This window comes from Pseudorhodobacter sp. W20_MBD10_FR17 (assembly GCF_052119765.1).
In the GTDB taxonomy this organism is placed as follows: Bacteria; Pseudomonadota; Alphaproteobacteria; order Rhodobacterales; family Rhodobacteraceae; genus Pseudorhodobacter.
This window is the reverse complement of the sequence record NZ_JBGQOQ010000002.1, coordinates 16,297-41,371: the sequence shown is the minus strand read 5'-3', so window position 1 is coordinate 41,371 and position 25,075 is coordinate 16,297. Positions and strand designations below refer to the sequence as shown.

The 25,075-nt window shown below is 58.1% G+C and carries 20 protein-coding genes; 15 read left to right on the top strand and 5 right to left on the bottom strand.

Going from position 1 to position 25,075, the window contains the following annotated elements:
* Positions 1-15: 15 nt before the first annotated feature.
* The 4 genes from ACEN2J_RS01675 to ACEN2J_RS01660 all read left to right on the top strand — a co-directional run bounded on the left by ACEN2J_RS01675 (position 16) and on the right by ACEN2J_RS01660 (position 4,442).
* Positions 16-2,886 carry a helicase-related protein gene (locus tag ACEN2J_RS01675; RefSeq protein WP_442102753.1) on the top strand — a complete coding sequence of 957 codons (2,871 nt, stop codon included), beginning with the start codon at positions 16-18 and terminating at the stop codon, positions 2,884-2,886.
* Positions 2,887-2,889: 3 nt separating this feature from the next.
* The gene (locus ACEN2J_RS01670) at positions 2,890-3,237 is read left to right on the top strand and encodes an RNA-binding S4 domain-containing protein (protein WP_442102752.1); all 348 of its coding nucleotides are present in this window, start codon (positions 2,890-2,892) and stop codon (positions 3,235-3,237) included.
* Between the two features lie 63 nt (positions 3,238-3,300).
* Entirely contained in the window at positions 3,301-3,639 is a 339-nt protein-coding gene (gene fdxA, locus ACEN2J_RS01665) for a ferredoxin FdxA (RefSeq protein WP_442102751.1), read from the top strand.
* 293 nt (positions 3,640-3,932) lie between these two features.
* Positions 3,933-4,442 (top strand): CarD family transcriptional regulator, encoded by a 510-nt coding sequence (locus ACEN2J_RS01660; RefSeq protein WP_442102750.1) that lies wholly within the window; start codon positions 3,933-3,935, stop codon positions 4,440-4,442.
* Between the two features lie 51 nt (positions 4,443-4,493).
* Here ACEN2J_RS01660 and cobS read toward each other — a convergent pair whose 3' ends face one another.
* Positions 4,494-5,234, bottom strand: a complete 741-nt coding sequence (gene cobS / locus ACEN2J_RS01655; protein WP_442102748.1) for an adenosylcobinamide-GDP ribazoletransferase — start codon at positions 5,232-5,234, stop codon at positions 4,494-4,496.
* 81 nt (positions 5,235-5,315) lie between these two features.
* Between cobS and cobT the strand changes: the two genes are divergently transcribed.
* Positions 5,316-6,326, top strand: a complete 1,011-nt coding sequence (gene cobT, locus ACEN2J_RS01650; RefSeq protein ID WP_442102746.1) for a nicotinate-nucleotide--dimethylbenzimidazole phosphoribosyltransferase — start codon at positions 5,316-5,318, stop codon at positions 6,324-6,326.
* 102 nt (positions 6,327-6,428) lie between these two features.
* On the opposite strand, the gene ACEN2J_RS01645 is transcribed toward cobT, so the two are convergent.
* The 3 genes from ACEN2J_RS01645 to ACEN2J_RS01635 form a co-directional block, all read right to left on the bottom strand.
* Positions 6,429-8,345 (bottom strand): cation:proton antiporter domain-containing protein, encoded by a 1,917-nt coding sequence (locus ACEN2J_RS01645; RefSeq protein WP_442102745.1) that lies wholly within the window; start codon positions 8,343-8,345, stop codon positions 6,429-6,431.
* A gap of 50 nt (positions 8,346-8,395) precedes the next feature.
* Positions 8,396-8,851, bottom strand: coding sequence for an Lrp/AsnC family transcriptional regulator (locus ACEN2J_RS01640; protein WP_442102743.1), 456 nt, complete (start codon positions 8,849-8,851; stop codon positions 8,396-8,398).
* 483 nt (positions 8,852-9,334) lie between these two features.
* Positions 9,335-12,661, bottom strand: a complete 3,327-nt coding sequence (locus tag ACEN2J_RS01635; protein WP_442102742.1) for a hypothetical protein — start codon at positions 12,659-12,661, stop codon at positions 9,335-9,337.
* 193 nt (positions 12,662-12,854) lie between these two features.
* On the opposite strand from ACEN2J_RS01635, the gene ACEN2J_RS01630 reads away from it, so the two are divergent.
* Complete coding sequence (locus ACEN2J_RS01630) at positions 12,855-13,544, top strand: SIMPL domain-containing protein (protein WP_442102740.1); 690 nt, start codon at positions 12,855-12,857, stop codon at positions 13,542-13,544.
* A gap of 97 nt (positions 13,545-13,641) precedes the next feature.
* Entirely contained in the window at positions 13,642-14,850 is a 1,209-nt protein-coding gene (locus tag ACEN2J_RS01625; RefSeq protein ID WP_442102738.1) for an aminotransferase-like domain-containing protein, read from the top strand.
* A gap of 82 nt (positions 14,851-14,932) precedes the next feature.
* Here ACEN2J_RS01625 and ACEN2J_RS01620 read toward each other — a convergent pair whose 3' ends face one another.
* Positions 14,933-16,219 carry an O-acetylhomoserine aminocarboxypropyltransferase/cysteine synthase family protein gene (locus tag ACEN2J_RS01620; protein ID WP_442102736.1) on the bottom strand — a complete coding sequence of 429 codons (1,287 nt, stop codon included), beginning with the start codon at positions 16,217-16,219 and terminating at the stop codon, positions 14,933-14,935.
* A gap of 251 nt (positions 16,220-16,470) precedes the next feature.
* On the opposite strand from ACEN2J_RS01620, the gene ACEN2J_RS01615 reads away from it, so the two are divergent.
* The 8 genes from ACEN2J_RS01615 (at position 16,471) to ACEN2J_RS01580 (ending at position 25,070) form a co-directional block, all read left to right on the top strand.
* Positions 16,471-16,962, top strand: coding sequence for a transglycosylase SLT domain-containing protein (locus ACEN2J_RS01615; RefSeq protein ID WP_442102734.1), 492 nt, complete (start codon positions 16,471-16,473; stop codon positions 16,960-16,962).
* A 66-nt stretch (positions 16,963-17,028) separates the two neighbouring features.
* Entirely contained in the window at positions 17,029-17,991 is a 963-nt protein-coding gene (locus tag ACEN2J_RS01610) for a metal ABC transporter solute-binding protein, Zn/Mn family (protein WP_442102732.1), read from the top strand.
* Positions 17,988-18,716, top strand: coding sequence for a metal ABC transporter ATP-binding protein (locus tag ACEN2J_RS01605; protein ID WP_442102730.1), 729 nt, complete (start codon positions 17,988-17,990; stop codon positions 18,714-18,716). Before ACEN2J_RS01610 ends, ACEN2J_RS01605 begins: the two co-directional genes overlap by 4 nt.
* Positions 18,717-18,869: 153 nt before the next feature.
* The gene (locus ACEN2J_RS01600) at positions 18,870-19,454 is read left to right on the top strand and encodes an ANTAR domain-containing response regulator (protein ID WP_442102729.1); all 585 of its coding nucleotides are present in this window, start codon (positions 18,870-18,872) and stop codon (positions 19,452-19,454) included.
* Entirely contained in the window at positions 19,451-20,626 is a 1,176-nt protein-coding gene (locus ACEN2J_RS01595; RefSeq protein WP_442102727.1) for a CmpA/NrtA family ABC transporter substrate-binding protein, read from the top strand. Before ACEN2J_RS01600 ends, ACEN2J_RS01595 begins: the two co-directional genes overlap by 4 nt.
* A gap of 243 nt (positions 20,627-20,869) precedes the next feature.
* Positions 20,870-22,240, top strand: coding sequence for a CmpA/NrtA family ABC transporter substrate-binding protein (locus ACEN2J_RS01590; protein ID WP_442102726.1), 1,371 nt, complete (start codon positions 20,870-20,872; stop codon positions 22,238-22,240).
* Positions 22,241-22,311: 71 nt separating this feature from the next.
* Positions 22,312-23,394 (top strand): ABC transporter permease, encoded by a 1,083-nt coding sequence (locus ACEN2J_RS01585; protein ID WP_442102725.1) that lies wholly within the window; start codon positions 22,312-22,314, stop codon positions 23,392-23,394.
* Positions 23,395-23,399: 5 nt separating this feature from the next.
* Positions 23,400-25,070, top strand: a complete 1,671-nt coding sequence (locus ACEN2J_RS01580; protein ID WP_442102723.1) for an ABC transporter ATP-binding protein — start codon at positions 23,400-23,402, stop codon at positions 25,068-25,070.
* Positions 25,071-25,075: the final 5 nt, after the last annotated feature.

Below are 25,075 nucleotides of genomic sequence, written 5' to 3'. Positions count from 1 at the left end.
TCAAGGCAAGGCCCTATGCGCAGCACCGCGCGGGTAACGGCGGTTCTGGGACCGACCAATACCGGCAAAACCCATTATGCAATCGAACGGATGCTGACCCACCGCACGGGGGTTATCGGCCTGCCGCTGCGTCTGCTTGCGCGTGAGGTCTATGACCGGATCGTGGCGCAGCGTGGGCCAAATGTTGTTGCGCTGGTCACTGGCGAGGAACGCATCGTGCCTGATCGCACCCAGTATTGGGTGTGTACCGTTGAGGCGATGCCGCTGGAAATCGGTGCCGATTTTATCGCGATTGATGAGATTCAGCTCTGCGCCGATGACGAGCGCGGCCATGTGTTCACCGACCGTTTGCTGCGGGCGAGGGGCCTGCATGAAACGCTGTTTCTGGGTGCCGATACCATGCGCCCTGCGATTGCGGCGCTTGTGCCGGGGGTGCAGTTCATGGCGCGGCCTCGGCTGTCCGAGCTGAGCTATTCGGGGTCGAAAAAGATAGCTAGAATGCCGGAACGCAGCGCAATCGTTGGGTTTTCGGTTGAAAATGTCTATGCAATTGCGGAACTGATCCGCCGCACCAAGGGTGGCTGTGCCGTTGTCATGGGGGCGCTGAGCCCCCGCACACGCAACGCCCAAGTCGCTCTCTATCAAAACGGCGATGTGGATTATCTGGTCGCCACTGATGCTATTGGCATGGGGTTGAACCTTGATATCAACCACGTTGCGTTCTCATCCACCGCCAAGTTTGATGGTCGACGGATGCGTGCGCTTTACCCGCAAGAGCTTGCGCAAATCGCGGGCCGTGCGGGCCGCCATACAGCACCCGGAACCTTTGGTGTGACGGGCGAGGCGCGGCCGCTGAATGATGAGGTGGTCGAGGCGATTGAGGAACACCGCTTTCAGCCCGTGCGCAAACTGTCATGGCGCAATGAGCAGCTGGAATTTGGCACCGTTCCCCGCCTGATAAGCGCTTTAGAACGTCACACCGATAACGACTGGCTGTCGCGCGCGCGGGACGCCGATGATGTGACCGCGCTGAAAACCCTGTCGGCTATCCCTGAAATTAGTGACCGCGTCAAAAGCCCGCAGGATGTGCGCCTGCTGTGGGATGTATGTCGCATCCCCGATTTCCGTGGTATTTCCACCACCGAACACGCGGCTTTGCTGCATTCGATCTTTGATTACCTGCGCCAAGGGCCGATTCCCGCCGATTGGCTGGCGCGACACATAAAATTCATTGACCGAACCGAGGGTGATATTGACACATTATCCAGACGTTTGGCCTTTATCCGGACTTGGACTTATGTCACCCAACGCAAAAATTGGGTTGCAGACGAATTACATTGGCGCGAAGAGACTCGCGCTGTAGAAGACCGCTTGTCAGATGCGCTTCATGCGCGGCTGACCCAACGATTTATTGACCGGCGCACTTCTGTGCTCATGCGCCGGTTGAAGCAAAAGGAGAGCCTTGTGGCCGAGGTTAATGACAAAGGCGAAGTGACTGTTGAAGGTGAATTTGTCGGGAAACTGGAAGGTTTCCGGTTCCGGCAAGATGCCAGCGCGTCACCCGATGAAGCGCGCACGCTGCGCATGGCAGCCGTTCAGGCGCTAAAGCCCGAATTCCACCTGCGGTCGGACAAGTTCTATAATGCCCCCGACACCGAGCTGGATTTCACCGAGCAGGGGGGCCTTATGTGGGGCAACTCGGCTGTGGGCAAGCTGGTGGCGGGCGCCGATGCGCTGCGCCCTATGGTTGAGGCATTCGTCGATGAAGACGCAGGCCCCGACATCGTCGAAAAGGTAAAGCGCCGCTTGCAGCACTTTATCGACCGCAAAGTCGCGACCCTGTTCGAGCCGCTTTTGGCGATGAGCCGGGACGAGACGCTGACCGGTATGGCCCGTGGTTTCGCCTTTCAAATGGTCGAGGCTCTCGGCATCATCCCCCGCGACGCCGTAGCGGATGAGGTAAAGGCGCTGGATCAAGAGGCCCGCGGCCAGTTGCGCAAGCACGGCATCCGCTTTGGCCAGTACACGATCTTTCAGCAACTGTTGCTAAAGCCCGCGCCAACCCGTTTGCGTTTGGTTTTGTGGTCTTTGGCCAATGGCTTGCAGGAATTTCCAGAAAGCCCACCACCCGGTTTGGTCACAATTCCAAACATCGCGGATGTGCCAAAGCAGCACTATACTTTGGCAGGCTATTGCCCCGCAGGCAGCCGCGCGATCCGCATCGATATGCTGGAACGCTTGGCCGATTTGCTGCGCGGCGAAGACAGCCGTGGCGGGTTTGAAGCCAAGCCTGACATGCTGTCGATCACCGGCATGACGCTGGATCAGTTCGCTGATCTAATGGGCGGCATGGGGTATAAAGGCGAAAAAGGCGAACGTCCAAAGGCCAAACCCGCAGCCCCCAAAGAGCTGACGGCTGAGGCTATTGCCGAGGCTGCCGCTTCTGCCGCTGCCGCCAGCAAAATCATCGTTGCAGATGATGCGGACGCCGCACCTGAGGCCGAGGCAGCACCCGCGCCAGAGGCCGCAGCCATTGAGATGGAAAGCTTTTACACCTTCACATGGGCTCCACGTCCGCGTGCAGATCGTCGCCCACCGCGCCGTGATGCAAAAGCCGAGGGTGCAGCCACCCCGAGCGATGAAAAGCGTGAAGGTGGCAAACGTGACGGCGGAAAACGCGATGGCGGCAAGCCACGCGGTGACCGCCCCGCAGGCGGCGGTCAAGGCCAAGGCAAACGGCCCGAGGGGGGCTTTAAAGGCAAAAAAGGTGGCAAACCGCCACAAAATAGCCCGCAAAAGTTCGAATCGCGCCCAGCTCGGCCAGAGAAAAAGATCGACCCTGACAATCCTTTCGCAGCCCTCGCGGCGCTTAAGGGTAAGATCTGACCCTTGGCGGGGCGCAAAGATAAAGCGGAGGGCGGTCGTGCCGCCCCCGCAGACCCCACTCCAGACAAGGTGCGCCTTGATAAATGGCTGTTCTACGCGCGGTTTTTTAAAACCCGCGCTTTGGCCTCCACCGTTATCACCAAAGGCCGTGTGCGCCTGAATGGTCAACGCCAATCCAAACCCGGTCACGCCATCGCAGCGGGCGATACCCTGACCTTTCCGATGGGCGACGAAAAGCGCAGCATCCGTGTGCTGGCGACCGGCACGCGCCGTGGCCCCGCATCCGAGGCGCAAACGCTGTATCACGATCTTGAGGACACCGCATCAAACGGCGCATCCCCGCTTGAATGATCTGCGCAGGTGATTTAACCAAAGACGCAACCGCTACCCGCCTGTAAAAAAGATGAGGCCACCATGACCTATGTCGTGATCGACAACTGCATTGCCTGCAAATACACCGACTGTGTCGAGGTTTGTCCCGTCGACTGTTTCTATGACGGCGAAAATATGCTGGTTATTCACCCCGATGAATGTATCGATTGTGGCGTCTGCGAACCCGAGTGCCCCGCCGATGCCATCCGCCCCGATACCGAGCCGGACATGGAAAAATGGGTCGAGTTCAACCGCAAGTATTCCGAGAAATGGCCTGTCATCGTGTCGAAAAAAGACCCGTTGCCGGGGTATGAGGACCGCGACGGCGAGAAAGACAAACTGACCAAATACTTTTCTGAGGCGCCGGGCGAGGGCGGCTAAGCCGCGAATCGGTTTACCCTGCGTTAATCGGCGTAGTCTAGCCTAACGCCTTGATTTGCAGGCACCGTCCGCGCATCTGCCCGATTCTTAGCCTGTTGGAATCGGGGTGATTCTGTGTTATACAATTGTTACAGATAACCAAGGACGGCCACCCAAACCCAGTCCCTATGCCAGTGCTGCCAGCCTGCGGGGAGTTTAAAAATGCCAGATTAGCGCCGTCGTAGCCCATCAGCTATGAGCGTCTTTTTTTGCGTGTTACATTCGGGTGCGCCTCCAAGCAAGGAAGTGACTGTATGACAAAGACTAAAAAGCCTGAGTTTCGTCCGGATGAATTTGTTGTGTACCCTGCCCATGGGGTTGGCCGTATTGTTTCCATCGAAGAACAGGAAATCGCCGGCCTCCATATGGAACTCTTTGTTATTTCCTTTGAAAAAGACAAAATGACCCTGCGGGTGCCGACACATAAAGCCACCGAAATCGGTATGCGCTCGCTGTCGTCGCCTGACCTTATCATCAAAGCACTTGATACGCTGAAGGGCAAAGCCCGCGTGAAACGTGCGATGTGGTCACGCCGTGCGCAGGAATATGAGCAAAAGATCAACTCGGGCGACTTGCTGTCGATTGCCGAAGTGGTGCGCGACCTGCACCGCAGCGATGACCAGCGTGAGCAAAGCTATTCCGAGCGTCAGCTGTATGAGGCTGCTTTGGAGCGTCTGACCCGCGAAGTCGCGGCTGTTTCGGGCGTTGATGAAAAAGGCGCGCAAAAAACGGTTGGCGACGTGCTGACCGCCCGCGCGGCCTAAGGCTTTCTAAATGCTAGTAAAACGGCGGTCCTGATGGGCCGCCGTTTTGCGTTACAGGCATGCCGCCAAAATCGCCAAGCCCGTCGCCTCGGCCAATTGCTGGCTTGCGCCCAAAATATCGCCGGTTTGCCCGCCGATTTTGGCCCATGCCACCAGCGCCAGTGCTACAACCACTGCGGCCACCGCCACAACCACCCAAAGCCCTACCCAGCCAAGGCCCGCCGTCGCAGCCAGCCCAATCAGCACCGCCATGCACGCAGCAGCCTTTGGCACTTGCCCCACCGATTGCGCCAGCCCTTTGCCCCGCGCATTGGGCATCACCGCCATCAGCACCGCCATCGGCGCGCGCGACAGCATGGCCACCGCGATCAGCCCCCACCACATGCCACCCGTCAGCAGCGCCGCAATCGCGCTCCACCGTACCAAGCCTACAACCAGCAGCGCCATCACGCCGTAAGTGCCGATATGGCTGTCTTTCATAATCTCTAGCCGCCGCGCGGGCTCCCACCCGCCCCAAAGGCCATCGGCGGTATCGGCCAGCCCGTCTTCGTGCATAGCGCCCGTCATCATCGCCTGCGCGCCCAGCACCAAGGCCGCGGCAACACCCGCCCCCAAGGGCAAGGCGATAAGGCCCAGCAGCGCCGCAAGCCCGCCTATGACCGCGCCAGCAATCGGCCAAGCCCAAGCTGCCCTTGGCCCCGAAATCCTATCCGACGCAGGCATCGGCAGCCGCGTCAGCAACCGCAACGCGCCCGAAATATCGCCAATCAGGCCTGTGTCGTTTTGCTTCACTGTTTCGTCCCTTTCGGTACTGGTCAAACGCTTGCAGCTTAGGTACCCAAGCTGACAGCAAACGACAAGGAGACCAGCCCTATGACCCCAACTTTCGCTGATTTGACCGCATTTCGGGCCATTGTGGCGGATGCGCCCGGCCTTGACGCCGCAGCCGCGCAAGGGGCCAGGGATCGCAACAGCCAGCTGACCAAGCCGCCGGGGGCGTTGGGGCGGCTTGAGGATCTGGCGATTTGGTATGCTGCGTGGCGCGCCGACCCGCGCCCGCACATCACCAACCCTCAAGTCATTATTTTTGCGGGGAATCATGGCGTTGCTGCGCAGGGGGTGTCGGCCTTTCCACCTGAAGTGACGGTGCAAATGGTTGCGAATTTTCGGGCAGGTGGGGCTGCGATTAACCAGCTGTCACGGGCTTTTGGCGCACAAATGTCGGTGCATGCGCTTGAGCTGGACCGCCCTACGGTTGACTTTACCACATCACCCGCGATGACCGAGGCCGAGCTGCTAACGGCCCTGCAAACCGGCTGGAACGCTGTTGATCCCACCGCCGACCTGCTTGTCACTGGAGAGATGGGCATTGGCAACACCACCCCTGCGGCGGCCATCGCCTGCGCATTGTATGGCGGTACGGTCGCGGATTGGGTTGGGCGCGGCACGGGCGTTGATGATGCAGGCCTCGCGCGGAAAGCCGAAGTCGTGACCAAGGGCCTTGCACTGCATCCCTCTCGCGACCCGCTGGATGTGCTGGCCTGCCTAGGGGGGCGTGAAATTGCCGCCATGACTGGCGCGATTGCCCGCGCCCGTGCCGAGCGTATTCCGGTTATCCTTGACGGTTTTATCTGCGGCGCTGCGGCCGCCGTTCTGGCCAAACTGGAGGCTGGGGCACTTGACCATTGTGTAGCAGGCCATGTCAGTGCCGAAGGCGCGCACCCCGCGCTGCTGCATCATCTGGGGAAAGAACCGCTTTTGAACCTTGGCCTGCGGCTTGGCGAAGGGTCGGGGGCGGCTTTGGCGATTGGCGTGCTGAAGGGGGCTGTGGCCTGCCATTCGGGCATGGCGACCTTTGCCGAGGCAGGTGTGGCGGCGGGTTAAAGGGGGAGGGGGCGCTCGCGCCCCCTCTTTTCCCGACGGAAAATTCACCCCCTGAGGATATTTGAACCGAACAGAAAGCGGGTTTGGTCTATTGGGTTTTGACTATTCTGCGGCATCCAGATTGGCGCGGGTTTCATCCAGATCACGGCTCATGGCATCGGCCAGATCGCGTTCCAGTTGGACGGCACGCGCAACATAGGCATCGTTCAGATGGACTGGCTGACCCGGAACCCACAGCTCGGCCAAATCGCGCAGTGCTGCACGTTCGACCTTGAAATAGGTTTGCGTCATCTTGGCGGCCTCATAATCGGTAAAGCCGATATTTTCCAACACATAGCGCCCTGCGCGGACCGAGCTGTCATAGGTTTCGCGCACAATGTCATTTGCCCCGGCCTTATAAAGCGCAAACACATGCGGGCGGTCATAGGCCCGCGCGATGATGTGCAAATCGGGGCGCTGTTTACGGGCATGGGCGACAATCTTTAGCGCGTTTTCTTGGTTATCGACAGCCACGACCAGCACGGTCGCCTCGGACAAGCCCGCCGCCTCTAACAGCTCGGGGCGTGTCGGGTCGCCAAAAAATCCCTTGGCGCCAAAGCGTCGCATCTGTTCAATCGCGCCCATATCGCTGTCTAGCACGACCGTAGATCCACCGCTCATCCGCACCAAACGGTTAACGGTTTGGCCAAACCTGCCAACGCCTGCAATGATAACGCGGCCTTGCTCATCAATTAGATCTGCCGGATCTTCCTTTTCACGGCTTTTCATCCGCTTGGCCAGCGCTTCATAGCCGATAAACAGGGCAGGCGTCAGCAGCATCGACAAGCTGATGATAAGCAGAACAATTTCGGCAATCGACGACGGCAGGATAGATTGCTTGCGCGCAAAGCTGACCAGCAAGAACCCAAACTCACCCGCCTGCGCCAGCCCCAAGGCAAAGAGCCAACGGTTATGGCCGCGGACCTTAAATATCACCGATAGCAGCAGCAAAACCGCAACCTTCAGCGCAATAACTGCAAGCGTCAGCGCGACCACTAAGAACGGGTTTGCCAGCAGCACGTCAAAGTTGATGCCGACCCCGACTGTGATGAAAAACAGGCCCATCAGGATGCCCTTGAAGGGCTGAATATCCGCCTCTAGCTGATGCCTAAACTCGGAGTTGGCCAAAACGACACCGGCCATGAACGTGCCCAAAGCAGGTGACAATCCGACCAGCATCATCAAAAACGCAATGCCCAACACCATCAGCAAAGAAATAAACGTGCTCATTTCGGGGAGGCGTGAGGCATGCACAAAGCGAAACACTGGCCGCGTTAGAAAATGCCCTACCAGCATAATGCCAACAACGATTCCCAAGGTCATCAAGGTCACGGCCCAACCGGGCAAGGATTGCACGAGCGTCAACAACGGCTCGGCAGCACCTGTGGCGGCATGTGCATCGGGCGCCGGATGGCCGTTGTTGATGCCAAATGTGGCTGCGGTTATGCCTTCGGGCATGCCTGTGCCACTGATCGCCAAAAGCGGGATAATCGCCAAAATTGGGACAACCGCGATATCTTGGGTAAGCAGCACCGCGAATGTTGCCCGCCCGCCGCCCGTGCGCATCAGGTTCTTTTCTGATAATGTTTGCAATACGATAGCGGTCGAGGAGAGCGAGAATAGCATCCCCAGCGTCAGCCCGATTTGCCAGCTGAACCCCAGCCAGTTGGCAACCGCTGCAATCGCCCCAGTGGTTAGCACGACCTGCAAACCGCCCAATCCGATCAGCTTGTGCCGCATATCCCACAGCGCGCGAGGCTCCAGCTCTAGCCCGATCAGAAACAGCATCATCACCACGCCAAACTCGGCGAAATGCTGTAAATCGGCGGTTTCGGTGCCGGCAAGGCCCATGATTGGCCCGACCAAAATTCCTGCCGCTAAATAGCCTAGAACCGACCCCAGCCCAAGCCGCACCGCCAAGGGCACGATCAACACAGCCGCGCCAAGATAGATTGAAGCCTGAAGCAGAAAACTTTCCATTTTTATCCTTTGGGTCGCTTAATTGGGGCCGAGGGGGGGACGTCGGGCCCTTATGTGGGCAGGGCTGCATCGGGTTTGAATTGGTCCATTACAATCTGGCTTTGCGCGCGCGAAACCGAAGGGTGGGGCAGTAAAACCTGATGAATCAACCTGTTAAGTGCAGCTAAATCAGCGCACCACACCCGCAGCAGGTAATCCGCCTCACCCGTCAAGGTCCAGGCGCTGATAATTTCGGGGCGCGCGGAAATAAGGTTGGCAAAACTGTGCGCACCATCGGTCGCATGCGTCGCCATTTGAATTTGCACAAAAGCTTGCACCGTCAGGCCTACGCGATCGGGGGCGAGACGTGCCGTATAGCCGGTAATATAACCCTCTGCCTCCAACCTTTGGCGCCGCCGCCCCGCTTGCGATGCGGACAAATGCAGCCGTTCGCCCAGCTCTTGGGCCGTTAGCATGGCGTCTTTTTGAACTTCGCTTAAAAGCCGGGCATCAAGATCATCCAGCAATGCGCAAACCCCGCAGAAAAAGTTTAATAAATGCGCAGTTCACGCGCAACTTACCCTAAGCCTACAGAATTATACGCAGAAATGCGAGTATAATTGCTATAAACTTTTGTAACGAGGCTGTAGGATTTCACTGGCCATTCCTTCATTCGGCAGTTCGGAATCGCATTTTGACGAAAAACCTTGCACGGCCTATGGGTTCGAATGCGCCTAGCCAAACCGTAGCCCGCGCGCAAATTGGTTGACATCCCTATCCATGAAGCGCGGACGAGGCGGGCCAACGCAGTGCCATGGATGGATTAAGGCGTGGCCCGAAATTTGATCTCCATGCCCAAACAGCCACCGCAAAATAAGTGCATTTCAAAACCGGCATCTGTGTTGGCGTTTTTCTAAAAACGTAATCAGCCTGAACGTTATAAATGTATTCAATTTAACCCGGCGTTCAGCACCCATTTGTAAGGCACCTTGAGGCAAAGCCTAAGCGCTCTAACCGTTCGGCATCGAAAGCGAGAGCATGCGGCTGCCCTTCTTATAGCGCACTTCAGTGTTTGTAATCGCCGCAACCGTTCCGCCATCCAAGCGGTCACCGACCTTAACTTTCGAATACCGCCCCGAAGCGCTACGGATCAGTGCATAGCGATTGCTCTTTGCGCCATAAACCCCGATCAGGTTGGTCTTTGACAGGTTGATCGCATTCTTGAACGTCGCTTGTTGGGCGACATTGGCATGGGTCGGAATGCGTGGTGCGGCAGCGACTTTAACCTCGGGCTCATCGGCCTCTTCCGGCTCTGGCACAGCTTGGGGCGCTACGACTTGGCGGGTAGAATCGCGTGAGGCTGCGGCGATCGCGGCCTCAACAGCGCCTGAAAAATCACGTGGTCGGGCAGCGGGGCGCGGAGACAGTGCAACCGTCATCACGCTATCTTGCCCAATCTGTTCTTGCGCGGTCTTTTCATCTGCTGCGGCTGCGGCTGCGGCTGCGGCTTTGGCGGCCAAAGAAGCGGCTTCAACCGCTTGGCGGGCCTCTTCAGCGGCTGCCAAAACCGTTTTTGGCCGTGCAATCGGGCGCAGGCTGGTCAAGCGAACCACGGCTTGATCTTCTGTTGCCAAGGCCGCATCGTCATCGGGGACCGCCAGCGCAGGCACCGTCGATCTGCCTTTCGGGCGCCGGTTCGTAACCGTTGCGTCCGTCGCAAAAGCAGAAGAAGGGCCCATGCCCTCCGTCCTCAAAATCCCTGCTGTGCTTGCATTCGCAGCGTCACCCGCTGTGTCGGATGTGGCATTGGGCGGCGCTGCACTCACAGGGTCAGAAATCGCGGCCGGACGGGCAGGGGGAAGCACTGGCGGTTTGGCTGCGATCAGCCAAAATCCGTCTGGCATGATAACACCTTTTTCGGTCGCTTTGATGGTTCCGTCAGGCTCAAACTCATATTGCGTGCCAAAGGGCGGGGGCGCTGTGGCAGGTGTGGGGGCCGTGTCGGGCCGAGAGATCGGGCGTGGCAAAGCAACTGCGTCGAAGCTTGGCTGCGCCTGATCTGTTGTCGCCAGAACAATCTCGTCTTGCTGGCCAAGGCCCGACCCTTCGGCCGACGCATTGCCCTCGGCCCCAGCAAGGGCCGCGCCAGTTTCGGCAAGGTCTGCCCCTGCAATCATTTCGGCAGCCGGTGGTTGTGTGTCGGGCTGAACGGTTGCGGCAACCTCATCGGCTGGTGGCAACTCGGCCTCGGCTTCAGCTTGGGCTTCGGCAGGTGTAACGACATCTGCCGCAGGTCCGTCTGCTGCAACGTCGCCGGACAATGGGCCGTCAGCGGGCGCCGCCGTTGCATCGGCCTGCTGTACGGTTTCTGGCGCGTCCGTATCACGCGACAGGTAAAGCGAAGACCATGCCGCGATGCCTGCAAGTGCGGCCAGCAAAATAAGTGTCAAAATAAGGCCAAGGAAGCGGGGCTTACCCCGTCGCGGCGCCGTTTTGGCAGCAAGCGCGCCCACACTTTTGTCAAAAGCGGTATTTGTCTCAGCTGATTTGGCCCCAATCGACTTGGCGCCGATCGGTTTGGTCCCAGTTGGCTTGGCGAATGCCGCTTGTCTTTTGGCTTGTCCCGCCGCCGTTGTAACGCTTTTTTGTGCCTTTGACTTGAAACGGGCCAACGCGGCACCAGCCCCGGGGATGCGCGCAGCTGTTACCTTTGCAGCCGCGATGGCATCTATTGCAGGCTTTGGCATTTCGGCTTTTGCGCCAGTCGCAAAAGCGGCTGTTCCGTTAAGTGGCTTTGTTGATGCCGGTCTTGCGGATGTTGCGGCAGATTGCGGGGGCGTTAGTGCAGGGGCCCGAGCAGGCGTTACCGCAGGTTTCGCCGCCGCAACAGATGTCACCATTGGCGCAGCGAGGGCGTCGGGCTTTCTCGCTGTCAGGCCGGGATTCACATTATTAGACTGCGATGCATTGGACTTAGATGCGGCGGTCAGCTCTTTGGCGAGGTTCGCGACAGCAGCCGGGCCAAGCGATGGCGCCGCAGATGCGGCTTCAGCACGCCGACTTGCAAACGCAGCCATTCCAAGTGCTCTTGTGGCTTCTTGCTCGGTTTCTTCGGCCAGGCGGCCTGTCCCATCGCCAATATTTTGGTCGATCACGCCGGTAAACGGATCGAAACTCGTGGTAGAGGATTCGGCGGCCACGCGCTCTAAGTCGGTGCGCTTGCGTTCCGCTTCAATCAACGCAGCTTTGGCTTTTTCACGGGCAAGCTGGTCGGCTTTGGCCTTTTCCGCGTCCACGACCATGCGTTTGGCTTCGGCCTGCGCAAGCTCTTGTGCCCGACGCTCCAACTCGGCCTTTGCAGCCTCGGTTTTGCGGATCGACTCGGCCTCGGCTATGGCAGCCGCTTCGGCTGCGGCGCGTTTTTCGGCGTCGTCTTTGGCTTTTTGCGCGGCTTCGGCCATTTCGGCGGCTGCGCGGTCTTGTTCTGCTTTTAATGCATCGGCCGCTTGTTTTTCAGCGGCTCTTTTTTCGGCAGCCTGTTCTTCTGCGGCCTGTTTTTGGGCGGCGAGGGCTTTTACCTTTGCGTCTTCAATGTCCTTAGCCATTGCTTTCGCTTTTGCGTCGGCCGAGGATTTTGCTGTTGCTTCGGCCTTGGCTGTGGCTTGCGCCGCCGCGTCCTCTGCGGTTTTTTCCGCATCTTCGTTGGTTATTTTGTCATCTACTTTGCCATCAGCAGCTGGAGCTTGCTCGTCAGCCGCTTGAGGTGCAGAAACCTCGGCCTTTGGTATGTCGCGCGCAACCACCTTTACGGGGTCTTGGTCGCGTGTCACCTTTTCACCCTCAGGCAAAATTGAGGTGGAGAGTTTGGTGACGCCAAACCAAGGCTCGCCCGCAAACTGCCCTTCGGCAGGGGTCGTCACAAATGAGACGGGGTTGAACCGATGGGTCTCGGCAAAGGCTTCGGCCTCTTCCAAAGTTTCGCGCGCAACAACGGCAACCTTGATATTGGGGCCAGCGCCCCACCAATCAAATACCAAATCGTCAACCGCATAGGGGGTGCGGTCTTGCAGTGCCGCACGGATCTGCGTTTCCCGCGCCGCTTTGTCGGGGCCAGCGGCCTCGACTTCGACATAGAGAATCTGGCTTGGCGGCAAGATCAGCTTTGTCGTGATTCCATGCGGCGACAACCCCAACGCCGAGGAGCGTAGGTATCCTAGCGCCTCATCCAGGTCGGGGGCATCAAAGTTTGCCGATCCAATCTCTAGCCAACCGCGCGGCGTGCGGTGCAAAAGGCTTATTGCGGAATCGGTGATATTCAGGGCGAAGTTAGGTTTCATTGCACGGATCTAGCACAAAAGGAAAAGGTGCGGAAAGCTCCGCCCTAGGTTAATATTGTCCTACAGCAGGTTTTTGCCGAATGAAAGAAAAAGCCCCCATTTTTCCGAGGCGATCGGCCCGTTTCCGCCAAGACTCTGCTTTTTGCCCGCGCCATACCCTTGAAGACAGACGCAAAACCTAGGAGAAACCACCATGCGTGCCTACAATAGCCTGATTTTGCCGCTTTTTATGGCCTTTGCTGCCCCAAGTGCTGCACAAACCCCGCCCGCCCAGATTACCATCACCGGCATCGGCGAAATTGCCGCCGCCCCTGATATGGCGACAGTCACGTTGGGGGTCACCACAACCGCCAAAACCGCGCGCGCCGCGATGGCAGATAACGCCAGCCAACTGATCGAAGTTTTGACCACCCTTAAATCTGCCGGAGTGGCGCCGCGTGATCTGCAAACCTCGGGCCTGTCGTTGCAACCCAATTGGACCAACAACCCTAACGGTGACGCAAATAGCATTGATGGCTATACGGCGGTTAACCAGCTTTCGGTACGGGTCCGTGATCTTGCAGCACTTGGGGCCACTTTGGATGCCGCTATCGGTGAAGGGGCAAACACCCTGAACGGAATAGAATTCGGCATGAGCGCCCCTGCGCCTCTGCTTGACAGCGCGCGCAAAGCCGCTGTTTTTGATGCCCGCCACCGCGCAGAAATTCTTGCCATTGCGGCGGGTGTCACTCTGGGGCCTGTCCTTTTGATTTCCGAGGCTTCGGGCTATGATCCGCAACCGAAATTCGTCCGCGCCGCAATGGCCAGCGTACCCGTTGAAGGGGGCGAGATATCGGTGTCGGCCTCGGTCACGATCACATGGCAGTTGCTTGCGCCCAACTGACGCGCTGCAACGAATGCTGGCCTTACGTCAGCCTTATTGACTTACCCCGAAATCCGCGCCACTCCTTCCCCGAACCATTTCGGGGAAGGATCAGCAGATGAATTGGGACCATGTTTTCGCCAGCCGGACCAGCCGCATGAAGGCGTCCGAAATCCGCGAGTTGCTGAAACTGCTCGACCAGCCCGATATCATTTCCTTTGCGGGCGGCATCCCCGATCCCGCGTTCTTTCCTGCCGCCGAATTTCAAACCGCAATCAGCGACATCCTTAGCGGCCCACGGGCCGAGGCGGCGCTGCAATACTCGGTGTCTGAAGGTTATAAACCCCTGCGCGACTGGATCGCGGGGCAAATGGCGCGTATCGGGGTGCCCTGTGATGCGGATAACATCATCATCACGTCGGGGTCACAACAAGCCCTTGATTATTTGGGTAAACTTATGCTTTCGCCGAAAGATACGGCGCTGGTTGGCTGGCCGACCTATCTTGGCGCGCTGGGGGCGTTCAATGCGTATGAGCCGGAATATGACCGTCTTGATCCGCGCGGCAACCGGTCTGCCAGTGACTATGCGCAAACCGCCGAAGCCAAGGGTGGCCGCGTAAAATTTGCCTATATGTCGGTTGATTTTGCCAACCCAACGGGCGAGACGCTGGACCATTCCACCCGCGAGTCCATGCTGAAACTGGCCGAAGAGCTTGATATCGCGATCATCGAGGATGCCGCCTATCAATCCCTGCGCTTTGATGGTGAGGCGGTGCCACCGATCCTCGCGCTGGAAATCGCGCAAAAGGGCAGTATCGAGGCGTGCCGCACATTGTATTGCGGTTCGTTTTCCAAAACGCTTGCGCCCGGTCTGCGCGTGGGCTGGATTTGCGGTGCAAAAGAGGTCATCAGCCGTATCGTGCTAATGAAACAAGCCGCCGATCTGCATTCCTCGACGCTGAACCAAATGGCGATTGCTGATGTGGCGGGCAAAATCTTTGACGCCCATGTCGCCAAGATCAAAACCGCCTATCGTGCGCGGCGCGATGCGATGCTGGCCGCTTTGGCCACGCATATGCCATCGGGCGTGGAATGGACGCGCCCCGAAGGCGGGATGTTCATCTGGATCACCCTGCCAAAAGGCATGGATGGGGCCGAGTTACTGGCAAAATCATTGCAAACCCAGCGCGTGGCTTTTGTTCCCGGCTCGGCCTTTTATGCCGATGGGTCGGGGCGCAATACCATCCGCTTGTCGTTTTCCCGCGCGGATGAGGCGACGATTGCCACAGGGATTGAGCGGCTGGGCAACCTGCTGCGCGCTGGATAAGCGACACGCCTTTTGCTGTACCAGCAGCGCTTAGAAAATGCGCCCCGCCCGTAGGTTTTGCACCCACGGGCGGGGTTTTGCGTTAGCCCTTGGCCAAAGCCTGTTCCAGATCGGCGATAATATCGGCCGGATCTTCAATCCCGATCGACAGCCGCAGCGTGTTTGGCGCAGCCCCTGCTGCCACTTGCTGCGCCTCGGAAAGTTGGCGGTGGGTGGTTGAGGCGGGGTGAATAACAAGGCTGCGGGTATCGCCCAAGTTCGCCACATGGCTGAATAGTTTCAGATCTGACACCAGCTTTACGCAGGCCTCATACCCGCCTTTCAGCGACACTGTAAACAGCCCACCGGCGCCCTTGGGGCAAACCGTGGGTATGCGCTTTTTATAGGGTGAGCTGTCCAGCCCTGCATAGGTGACCTTTTCCACGGCTGGGTGCGTTTCCAGCCATTCCGCGACTTTTTGCGCATTTTCCACATGCCGCGCCATTCGCAAAGACAGGGTCTCAATCCCCATCAGCGTGTAATGCGCGCCTTGCGGGTTCATTGTCATGCCCAGATCGCGCAGCCCGATTGCGATAGAGTGGAAGGTGAACGCCATGCCGCCCAGCGCCTCATGGAACTTGATGCCGTGATAGGCGGGTTCCGGTTCGGACAGGCTGGGGAACTTGCCGCTGGCCGACCAATCAAACGTGCCGCTATCGACGACGCAACCACCCGTGACGGTGCCGTTTCCGGTTAGATATTTTGTGGTGGAGTGAACAACAAGCGTCGCCCCCAGCTTGATCGGCTGGCACAGATAGGGCGTGCCGGTTGTGTTATCGACGATCAGCGGCAGGCCAACCTTATCGGCCACCTTGGCCACGGCCGGAATGTCGGTGATATAGCCGCCGGGGTTGGCGATGCTTTCACAGAAAATCGCGCGGGTGTTGTCGTCAACTGCCGCTTCCAATGCCTCTAGATCATCAAAATCGACAAACTTGGCCGACCAGCCAAACTTGCGGATTGTGTTGGTGAACTGCTGGATGGTGCCGCCATACAGCCGGGTCGAGGCGACCACATTGCAGCCCGGCTGCATCAGCGGAAACAGCGCCATCAACTGCGCCGCGTGACCGGATGAGCAGCAAACCGCGCCTACGCCGCCCTCAAGCGCTGCAATCCGTTCGGCAAGGGCTGCCACAGTCGGGTTGGTCAGGCGCGAATAAATATAGCCCACTTCGGCAAGGTTGAACAATGCGGCGGCGTGATCGGCATCGCGAAACACATAGGCCGTGGTTTGGTAAATCGGGATTTGCCGCGCCCCCGTTGCCGGATCGGGGTGTGCGCCCGCGTGTATCTGCAACGTATCAAAACCGTATTGGGCCGTATCTGACATCTGTCTTCCCCCTGAATTGCTATGCAAAAGTGCCTTGTCTCGCGTGACGTTAAGGCAAAGCCGCAGGCAGTTCAATTGTCTGCATCAGGCTAAGGGATGTTCGGCAAGGGCCGTTTTTCCAGCTTTGATGGTGTTCGCCAAAACGATGTTCCGGCCAGCCCATAGGCGGAAAAAAGCCATCTTATAAATCCAGCATTTGCCAGAAAACCCTTGTTTAGTTAATGAGTCGGCGTTGACGTAGGGAGAATTCAATGTTTGCAATCACGCGCCGCACGGCCCTGTTTGGGGCGATTGCCTTGGTATCTGCCTGCACTGGCCCAAGGGCCGAAGGTCACAATCGCTATGGAAACCAAGTATTTGACCCGCCATTGCACGCGAATGAAACCCCTGAATTGCGCGGGCTGATCAACACATACGCCGATCATTATCAGGTCCCGCGTTCGCTTGTGCATCGCATTGTTCTGCGGGAAAGCCACCACCGCCCCGAAGCCCGCAATGGCCCGTATTTCGGCTTGATGCAGATGTTGCCGGACACTGCGCGCGGTATGGGCTATCGCGGCGACCCAAGCGGGCTGTTGGATGCCGAAACCAATTTGAAATATGGGGTAAAGTATCTGCGCGGGGCTTGGCTGCTGTCACATGGCAGTCAGGATACGGCGGAGAGTTGGTACGCAAAAGGCTATTACTATGAGGCCAAGCGCCGCGGCATGTTGGTTGAAACCGGTTTGCGCCGTAAAGGGTAGTGGAGTTACTTGCGAGTGATTCTCAACTTCATTGACTTTGCGAGTCGTTCGCAATACATGTGAGGTATGAAAACACATGCGCATCTCTCTCGTCGGGCGCTCTTTGCCGCCCCCATCCTTCTTGCCATGCCCAAATTGGCCTTTGCTGCGGATGCCCCGCAGATTGTGGCCACGACGGGCATGATCGCAGATGCGGCCCGCCGGATCAGCGCAGGTACGGTTACGGCTTTGATGGGGCCGGGGGTTGATCCGCACAGCTACCGTCAAACCCGCAGCGATATTGCCGCAATGGTTCGCGCCGATCTGGTGCTGTGGCATGGGCTGCGGCTTGAAGCGCAGCTGGTTGATTTTATGGCCGATATCGCACGGCGGGTGACAGTGGTGCCAGTGGCCGAGGCGATCGCCAAAGATAGGCTGCTGTCGTGGGAAGGCTATGCCGACCATCACGACCCGCATGTCTGGATGGACCCGATCTTGTGGCTAGATGCGGTCGCGCAGGTGCAGTCTGCCGTGTCGCAACTGGCCCCGCATGACGCAGAACTGCACGCCGCGAATGCCGCAGCCTATAGCGCCGAGATACGTGCCTTGGATGCCTATGCCCATGAGGTGCTGGCGCAAGTACCGCCCGAGGCACGGGTTTTGGTCACCGCCCATGATGCGTTTTCCTATTTTGGCCGCGCTTACGGGTTTGAGGTCGAAGGCCTGCAAGGCATCTCGACCGAGAGCGAGGCTGGTCTCGCGCGGATCGGGGCTTTGGTCGATATGCTGGTCGCGCGCAAGATCAAGGCGGTGTTTGTCGAAAGCTCGGTTCCGGCGCGGGCGATGCGGGCGCTGGTCGAAGGGGCGGCGGCGCAGGGGCATCAGGTTGTGATTGGCGGCGAGCTGTTTTCCGACGCGATGGGGGCAGATGGCACCTATGAGGGCACATATCCGGGGATGATGGACCATAATATCACGGTGATAGCCCGTGCCTTGGGGGCGGCGGCACCTGACCGTGGGCTGGTTGGTAAACTGGTGGCGCGCGCATGATAGCCCTGACATTTGACAAGCTGTCGGTGCGCTACGGCGCGGTGATGGCGGTTGATCAGGCCAGCGCCGAAATTCCGGCAGGCGCGATGACGGCGATTGTCGGGCCGAATGGGGCGGGCAAATCAAGCCTGCTTAAGGCCGCCTTGGGGGTGGTGCCCAAAGCGGGCGGTGAGGCGCTGTTTTTTGGCGAACCTTTGGCACAGGTACGCGCCAAGGTCGCCTATATGCCGCAGCGGGCCTCGGTCGATTGGGATTTTCCGGTGCGGGTGATTGATGTCGTGTTGATGGGGATGCAGCGCGAGCTTGGCCTGCTGCGCCCTGTGCGTGGCGCCGATCGGGCTTGGGCGATGGACTGCCTTGCGCGGGTTGGCCTGACGGAATTTGCCAAGCGGCAAATCGGCGCCTTATCGGGCGGGCAGCAGCAGCGGGTGTTTTTGGCGCGGGCCTTGGCACAGCGGGCCAGCCTGTATTTGCTGGACGAGCCCTTTGCTGGTGTGGATGCCAAGACCGAAGCCGCGATTGTGACGGTGTTACACGCCCTGCGCGACGAAGGTGCGGCGGTGGTGGCGGTGCACCACGATTTGGCCTCGGTGCCTGTGTGGTTTGACCGCGTGTTGCTGCTGAACCGGCATGTGGTTGCCGCAGGGACGATAAGCGAGGCGTTTACCCCCGAGGCCCTGCGCGAGACATATGGCGGGGCATTGCCACATATGATGGCGGTTTAAGGCGGTTTTCACCCAAGGCCCCATGCGATGACCTGCTTTATTTTTAAGCATTTCGCCTGCAATATGTGCGGTGGTTGGCTTGGTGTTGTTTTGTAGGGGGCCGCAGCGCAGGCCATGCTGTTATTGCGCGCGCGCAGTTGTACCAAGTCAGTTATGCCTAATCCATTGCGTATTCTTGTTCTAGAACCGGATCATAACCGCGCCACAGCCATCAAGGATGCGCTGACCGAAGGCGGCTGGTCTGATGTAACGATACTGCCCGAAATGCTGGGCCTTGCGCGCCGCCTGACCGAAATCAATCCCGATATCGTCTTGATTGATCTAACCAACCCCAGCCGTGATGTGCTGGAACAGGTCAGTGCTGCGTCTGATGCAAAGGGCAGGCCGGTTGCGATGTTTGTCGATCAATCGGATGATAACATGACCAGTGCTGCGGTGGCGGCAGGGCTAAGCGCCTATGTGGTTGGTGATCTGGTGCCCGACCGGATTAAGCCGGTTTTGAAAACCGCCATTGCGCGGTTTCAGATGATGAGCCAGTTGCGGCTGGAACTGGATGCCGCCAAAAAGGCGCTGGCAGATCGCAAAGTTATTGATCGCGCAAAAGGGTTGTTGATGCGCGCCAAAGGTATTTCCGAGGAACAGGCCTATGCGTTGCTGCGCAGCACCGCAATGGACCAAAAGCGCAAGGTGATTGACGTGGCCGATGCCCTGATCACTGCGACGGATTTGTTGAAATGAACCGCCGTTTACTGAATTGCGGATATGTGTCCTTGGTCGACAGCGCCCCGTTGATCATCGCGCAAACGCTGGGTTTTGCGGATGAGGAGGGGATTGCGCTCAACCTGCTGCGTCAGCCGTCTTGGGCAGCGTTGCGTGACCTTTTGGCGATGGGCCATCTGGATACCGCGCATATGCTGGCCCCGATGCCGATTGCCATGACGCTGGGGTTAAGCGGGCAGCAGGTGCAAACCGATGCGTTGATGGTGCTGTCCATAAGTGGCACAGTGATAGGGGCATCTACAGCGCTGGCTGCCAAAATGCGCAGGGCAGGGTGGAACGGTGGGTTTTTAGACCCGATTGGCACCCGCCGCGCCCTGATTTCGGCCTCGATTTTGACCCCTGACCGGCCGGTGCGGGTTGGTGTTCCGTTTCCCTATTCCATGCACCGTTTGCTATTTTCCTATTGGATGGGCGATGCCGCCGCGCGGTTTACGCTGGTCACAACGCCGCCGCATCTGATGGCCGATGCCGTTGCCGCAGGCGATCTGGATTTGTTTTGCGTGGGCGAACCTTGGGGGGCCGTCGCGGTAAACAGCGGGGCCGCCGAGCTGATTTTGCCCGGTGCAAGCATCTGGAAATTTGCCCCTGAAAAGGTTTTGGGGGTGCGGCGCAATTGGGCTGATGAGCATCCCGAAACCACTGGCGCGCTTATGCGGGCCATTTACCGCGCTGCCGAATGGTTGGACCGCCCTGAAAACCACGCGCTGGCCGCCGAAATTTTGGCGCGGTCGGAACACCTTGATCTACCGGATGAGGCGATTGATCGGGCGCTGTCAGGGGAAATATTGCCCGAGCTGGGCGCAGAACCTGTTAAAGTGCCTAATTTTTTGCGCTTCTCTATCGGCGGCGCGAATTTTCCGTGGCGCAGTCAGGCGGGCTGGATTGGCACGCAGATTGCGGCATTGCATTGGTTAGACCAAGCCGGAACGGCGCGTGCGGCGGCGGCATGCTTTCGGCCTGACCTGTTTCGCAAATATATTGCGCCTCTTGGCGCCGACCTTCCTATGGTATCCGCAAAACCAGAGGGCACCATGGCCTGTCGGACAAGTATTGCGTCGATGCGGGGGCAACTGATTCTTGAACCTGATGCCTTTTTTGATGGCAAGACCTATGCGTTACCCCCGGATTAACGCATATTTTTTACGCACTTTCTGCATTGCGGCATAATTGGGGTCATATCGACGCGTTTTATTTGCACTGCAGCATCGAAGCCAGCATCCTAAGGTTAAGGAAGCATTGAAGCTTCTACAGGCTTTCAACGAAGAGAGCCGCATAGACAAGCAACGCCGCTTGATTGACCTGATGTGGACCTCCTCCCCTTCATCGGATCATCAAGCGGCTTTTTCATTTTTCCGAACCGAAGGGACATATCCATGAAGTATAAACTTGCCCATATTGCGCTGCTGTCTGCCTTGGCGACCACGCCGGCGATGGCCGAAATGCTGAAGCTGGAAAAAGACGAACTGAAATTCGGTTTTATTAAACTGACAGATATGGCCCCGCTCGCCGTGGCCTATGAGCAGCATTATTTTGAAGATGAAGGCCTTTATGTCACGCTGGAAGCCCAAGCAAACTGGAAGGTTTTGCTGGACGGTGTGATCGACGGGCAGCTTGACGGCGCGCATATGTTGGCAGGCCAGCCGCTGGCCGCAACCATTGGTTACGGTACCAAAGCGCATATCATCACGCCGTTTTCGATGGATCTGAACGGCAACGCGATTACCGTTTCCAACGATATTTGGGAGCAGATGAAGCCAAACGTGCCGATGGGTGCCGATGGCAAGCCACAGCACCCGATCAGCGCCAGCGCCCTTGCACCGGTGGTGAAATCTTACAAAGGCCAAGGCAAGCCGTTCAACATGGGCATGGTTTTCCCAGTTTCCACCCATAACTACGAGCTGCGCTATTGGTTGGCCGCAGGTGGTTTGCAGCCCGGTTATTACTCGCCCGAGGATGTTTCGGGCAAAATCGGCGCGGATGTGTTGCTGTCGGTAACGCCGCCCCCACAAATGCCTGCAACGATGGAAGCGGGCACGATTTTTGGCTACTCGGTGGGTGAGCCATGGAACCAGCAGGCTGTGTTCAAAGGTATCGGCGTTCCGGTTATCACCGATTATGAGCTGTGGAAAAACAACCCTGAAAAGGTCTTTGGTATCAGCGCCGAGTTTGCCGAGGCAAACCCGAACACGACAATTGCCATCACCAAAGCCCTGATCCGCGCCGCGATCTGGCTGGATGAAAACGACAACGCCAACCGCGCCGAGGCTGTCGATATTTTGGCACGCCCCGAATATGTGGGCGCCGACCGTGAGGTTATCGCAAACTCGATGACCGGCACCTTTGAGTATGAAAAGGGTGACAAGCGCGACGTGCCCGACTTTAACGTCTTCTTCCGCCACTTTGCGACCTATCCCTTTTATTCCGATGCGATTTGGTACCTGAGCCAGATGCGCCGTTGGGGCCAGATTGCCGAGCCGCAAACCGACGAATGGTTCATCGAGCAGGCAAAATCTGTTTACCGCCCAGACATCTACCTGCAAGCGGCCCGGATGTTGGTTGATGAAGGCTTGGCGTCCGAGGCTGACTTTCCTTGGGATAGTGACGGCTTCAAAGCGCCAACCCCTGCGGCCGATATCATCGACGCCATTCCCTACAATGGCCACACCCCCAACGCCTATATCGACAGCTTGCCGATTGGCCTGAAGGGCAACCAAACCGTCGTTGGCAATAAAATCCAAGGCTAAGCCGATATCTGCCCCGCCCATCTGTGGTGGGGCAGGTCCCCAGACGCCCATCTGACATGCAGGACCAAAACATGACCGCAATTGACCCTGATACCCTTGGTAATACTATGACCAAAGAGGCCCGCCGCGCCCGCCTTTTTGCCCGTATCAACAAAGCCGATGTTTGGCTAAGCGCGCTTGGCTTTGCATGGCTGACCCCAATTCTAAAGGCCGCCGCAGGTGACAACCCCAAGGCGCAAATGGGTGAGGTGTGGCGTTTGCTCTGCGTGCCGTTGCTGGCGATTTTGGTGTTTATGATGGCATGGGCAGCACTTGCGCCCAAGGTTCAAACCTCGCTGGGCGCGATTCCAGGCCCGGGGCAGGTGTGGGAACAAGCGCTGAACTTGCATGATGAGGCCTTGCGCGAATATGCCAAGGAAGACGCCTTTAATGAGCGCCAAGATGCGCGCAACGCCGAATTGGTGGCTGCTGGCCGCGCCGATGATGTGAAAATCCGGCCTTACACGGGCCGCGCCACCTATTACGCGCAAATCTGGACCTCAATCAAAACCGTGTTTTTCGGCTTTCTGATCGCCTCGGCCATTGCCATTCCTTTGGGGATTGCGGCGGGCCTGTCGCCTACTGCCAATGCCGCGATTAACCCGTTGATCCAGATCTTTAAACCGGTGTCGCCGCTGGCGTGGTTGCCGATTGTAACGATGATCGTTTCGGCCACCTATGCCAGTGACGGGTTCTTTGCCAAATCGTTTTTGGTGTCGGCCATCACTGTGACCTTGTGTTCGCTGTGGCCCACGTTGATCAACACCGCGCTGGGTGTGGCAAGCATCGACAAAGACCTTGTCAGCGTGTCCAAGGTGTTGAAAATGAACACCTATACCAAGATCACCAAATTGGTTTTGCCCTCGGCCTTACCACTTATTTTTACCGGCTTGCGGCTCAGCCTTGGTGTGGGCTGGATGGTGCTGATCGCTGCTGAAATGCTGGCGCAGAACCCCGGTCTTGGCAAATTCGTCTGGGATGAGTTCCAGAACGGTTCCAGCCAGTCGCTTGCCAAAATTATGGTGGCGGTGCTGACCATCGGGATCATCGGCTTCTTGCTGGACCGTGTGATGTATGCCCTGCAATCCGCCTTTACCTTCACAGCAAATCGGTGATCGGTATGAGCATTCTAAGCATCCAAAACATGTCCAAAGGTTACGGCCAATCGGGCAACCGCGCCGAGGTTCTAAAAAACATCTCGCTTGAGGTGGCCGAGGGCGAATTTGTAGCGATCCTTGGGTTTTCCGGCACCGGTAAATCCACCTTGATGAACCTGATTGCGGGTTTGGAAATGCCCGATAGCGGTAGCTTGACGTTCAAAGGCAAGCCGATCACAGGGCCGGGGCCAGATCGGGGTTTGGTGTTTCAAAGCTATTCCTTGATGCCGTGGCTGACGGTTGCAGGTAATATCGGGCTGGCCGTGGATGCGGTGTTTCCGAAACTGTCCAAGGCGGAACGTAACGCCAAGATTGACCATTACATCCAGATGGTTGGCCTTGGTCACGCCACGCACCGCCGCCCTGCCGAGCTGTCGGGTGGGATGCGCCAACGGGTATCTGTGGCCCGCGCTTTGGCGATGGACCCCGAAATGCTGTTGTTGGATGAACCCCTTTCGGCGCTGGACGCGCTGACCCGTGCCAATTTGGCGGATGAGATTTTGGATATTTGGGAGCAGGACAAAAAGACCTGCATCCTGATCACCAATGACGTGGATGAGGCGATCTTGCTGGCCGACCGCATCATCTTGCTGAACCCGGATGGCACGCTGGCCGACCCGATTACGGTTGGCATCGGTCGCCCGCGTGACCGCAGCACCATGAACCATGACGCGCAGTTCAAGGCCCTGCGCGGCAAGGTTACACAGCATTTGATGGATGTCGGCATCGCCGCAAAAACCACCGAGACGCGCAGCCTGCCAAAGGTCACGCCAATCCATTCGGTACCTAAAGTCGTGGCCGAGGCCCAAGCGGGCGGGATTGAGGAACGCTATCTGAATTTCTCGCAGCTGCATAAAATCTATCCCACCCCCAAAGGGCCGCTGACGGTGGTCGAAAACTTTGACCTGAAAATCAATAAGGGTGAGTTTATCAGCCTGATCGGCCATTCCGGCTGTGGCAAATCCACGGTTTTGACCATGGCGGCGGGGCTAAACTCTATTTCCAAAGGCGCGATCCGCCTTGATGGTTGGAACGTCGAAGGGGCCGACCCCGAGCGCGCGGTGGTGTTCCAATCGCCCAACCTGTTCCCGTGGTTGACCGCCAAGGAAAACGTGGCGATCGGGGTGGATAAGGTTTATCCCCGCGCGTCCCAAGCCGAGCGTCAGGATGTGGTTGAATATTATCTAGAGCGCGTGGGCCTTGCCGATGCGATGGATCGCGGTGCCGCCAGCATGTCAAACGGCATGAAACAAAGGGTGGGCATCGCCCGCGCCTTTGCGCTTTCCCCCAAATTGCTGCTGCTGGATGAACCCTTTGGTATGCTCGACAGCTTGACCCGGTGGGAGCTGCAAGAGGTGCTGATGGAGGTGTGGTCGCGCACCAAAGTCACCGCGATTTGCGTGACGCATGACGTGGATGAGGCGATTTTGCTGGCCGACCGCGTGGTGATGATGACCAACGGCCCGCAGGCAACCATCGGTAAAATTACCGATGTAAACCTGCCGCGCCCGCGCACCCGCAAGGCACTGCTCGCTCACCCCGACTACTATACGTACCGCCAAGAAGTGCTCGATTTCCTAGAGGAATATGAGCATGGCGCCAAACCGAAACCCAAAGCAATCGCAGCGGAGTAATGGAT

Coding starts and splice junctions, on each gene's coding strand:
- ACEN2J_RS01675 (WP_442102753.1), top strand. CDS start 16: ATGCGCAGCACCGCGCGGGTAACGGCGGTTCTGGGACCGACCAATACC.
- fdxA (WP_442102751.1), top strand. CDS start 3,301: ATGACCTATGTCGTGATCGACAACTGCATTGCCTGCAAATACACCGAC.
- ACEN2J_RS01660 (WP_442102750.1), top strand. CDS start 3,933: ATGACAAAGACTAAAAAGCCTGAGTTTCGTCCGGATGAATTTGTTGTG.
- cobT (WP_442102746.1), top strand. CDS start 5,316: ATGACCCCAACTTTCGCTGATTTGACCGCATTTCGGGCCATTGTGGCG.
- ACEN2J_RS01645 (WP_442102745.1), bottom strand. CDS start 8,345: ATGGAAAGTTTTCTGCTTCAGGCTTCAATCTATCTTGGCGCGGCTGTG.
- ACEN2J_RS01635 (WP_442102742.1), bottom strand. CDS start 12,661: ATGAAACCTAACTTCGCCCTGAATATCACCGATTCCGCAATAAGCCTT.
- ACEN2J_RS01630 (WP_442102740.1), top strand. CDS start 12,855: ATGCGTGCCTACAATAGCCTGATTTTGCCGCTTTTTATGGCCTTTGCT.
- ACEN2J_RS01625 (WP_442102738.1), top strand. CDS start 13,642: ATGAATTGGGACCATGTTTTCGCCAGCCGGACCAGCCGCATGAAGGCG.
- ACEN2J_RS01620 (WP_442102736.1), bottom strand. CDS start 16,219: ATGTCAGATACGGCCCAATACGGTTTTGATACGTTGCAGATACACGCG.
- ACEN2J_RS01615 (WP_442102734.1), top strand. CDS start 16,471: ATGTTTGCAATCACGCGCCGCACGGCCCTGTTTGGGGCGATTGCCTTG.
- ACEN2J_RS01610 (WP_442102732.1), top strand. CDS start 17,029: ATGAAAACACATGCGCATCTCTCTCGTCGGGCGCTCTTTGCCGCCCCC.
- ACEN2J_RS01605 (WP_442102730.1), top strand. CDS start 17,988: ATGATAGCCCTGACATTTGACAAGCTGTCGGTGCGCTACGGCGCGGTG.
- ACEN2J_RS01600 (WP_442102729.1), top strand. CDS start 18,870: ATGCCTAATCCATTGCGTATTCTTGTTCTAGAACCGGATCATAACCGC.
- ACEN2J_RS01595 (WP_442102727.1), top strand. CDS start 19,451: ATGAACCGCCGTTTACTGAATTGCGGATATGTGTCCTTGGTCGACAGC.
- ACEN2J_RS01590 (WP_442102726.1), top strand. CDS start 20,870: ATGAAGTATAAACTTGCCCATATTGCGCTGCTGTCTGCCTTGGCGACC.
- ACEN2J_RS01585 (WP_442102725.1), top strand. CDS start 22,312: ATGACCGCAATTGACCCTGATACCCTTGGTAATACTATGACCAAAGAG.
- ACEN2J_RS01580 (WP_442102723.1), top strand. CDS start 23,400: ATGAGCATTCTAAGCATCCAAAACATGTCCAAAGGTTACGGCCAATCG.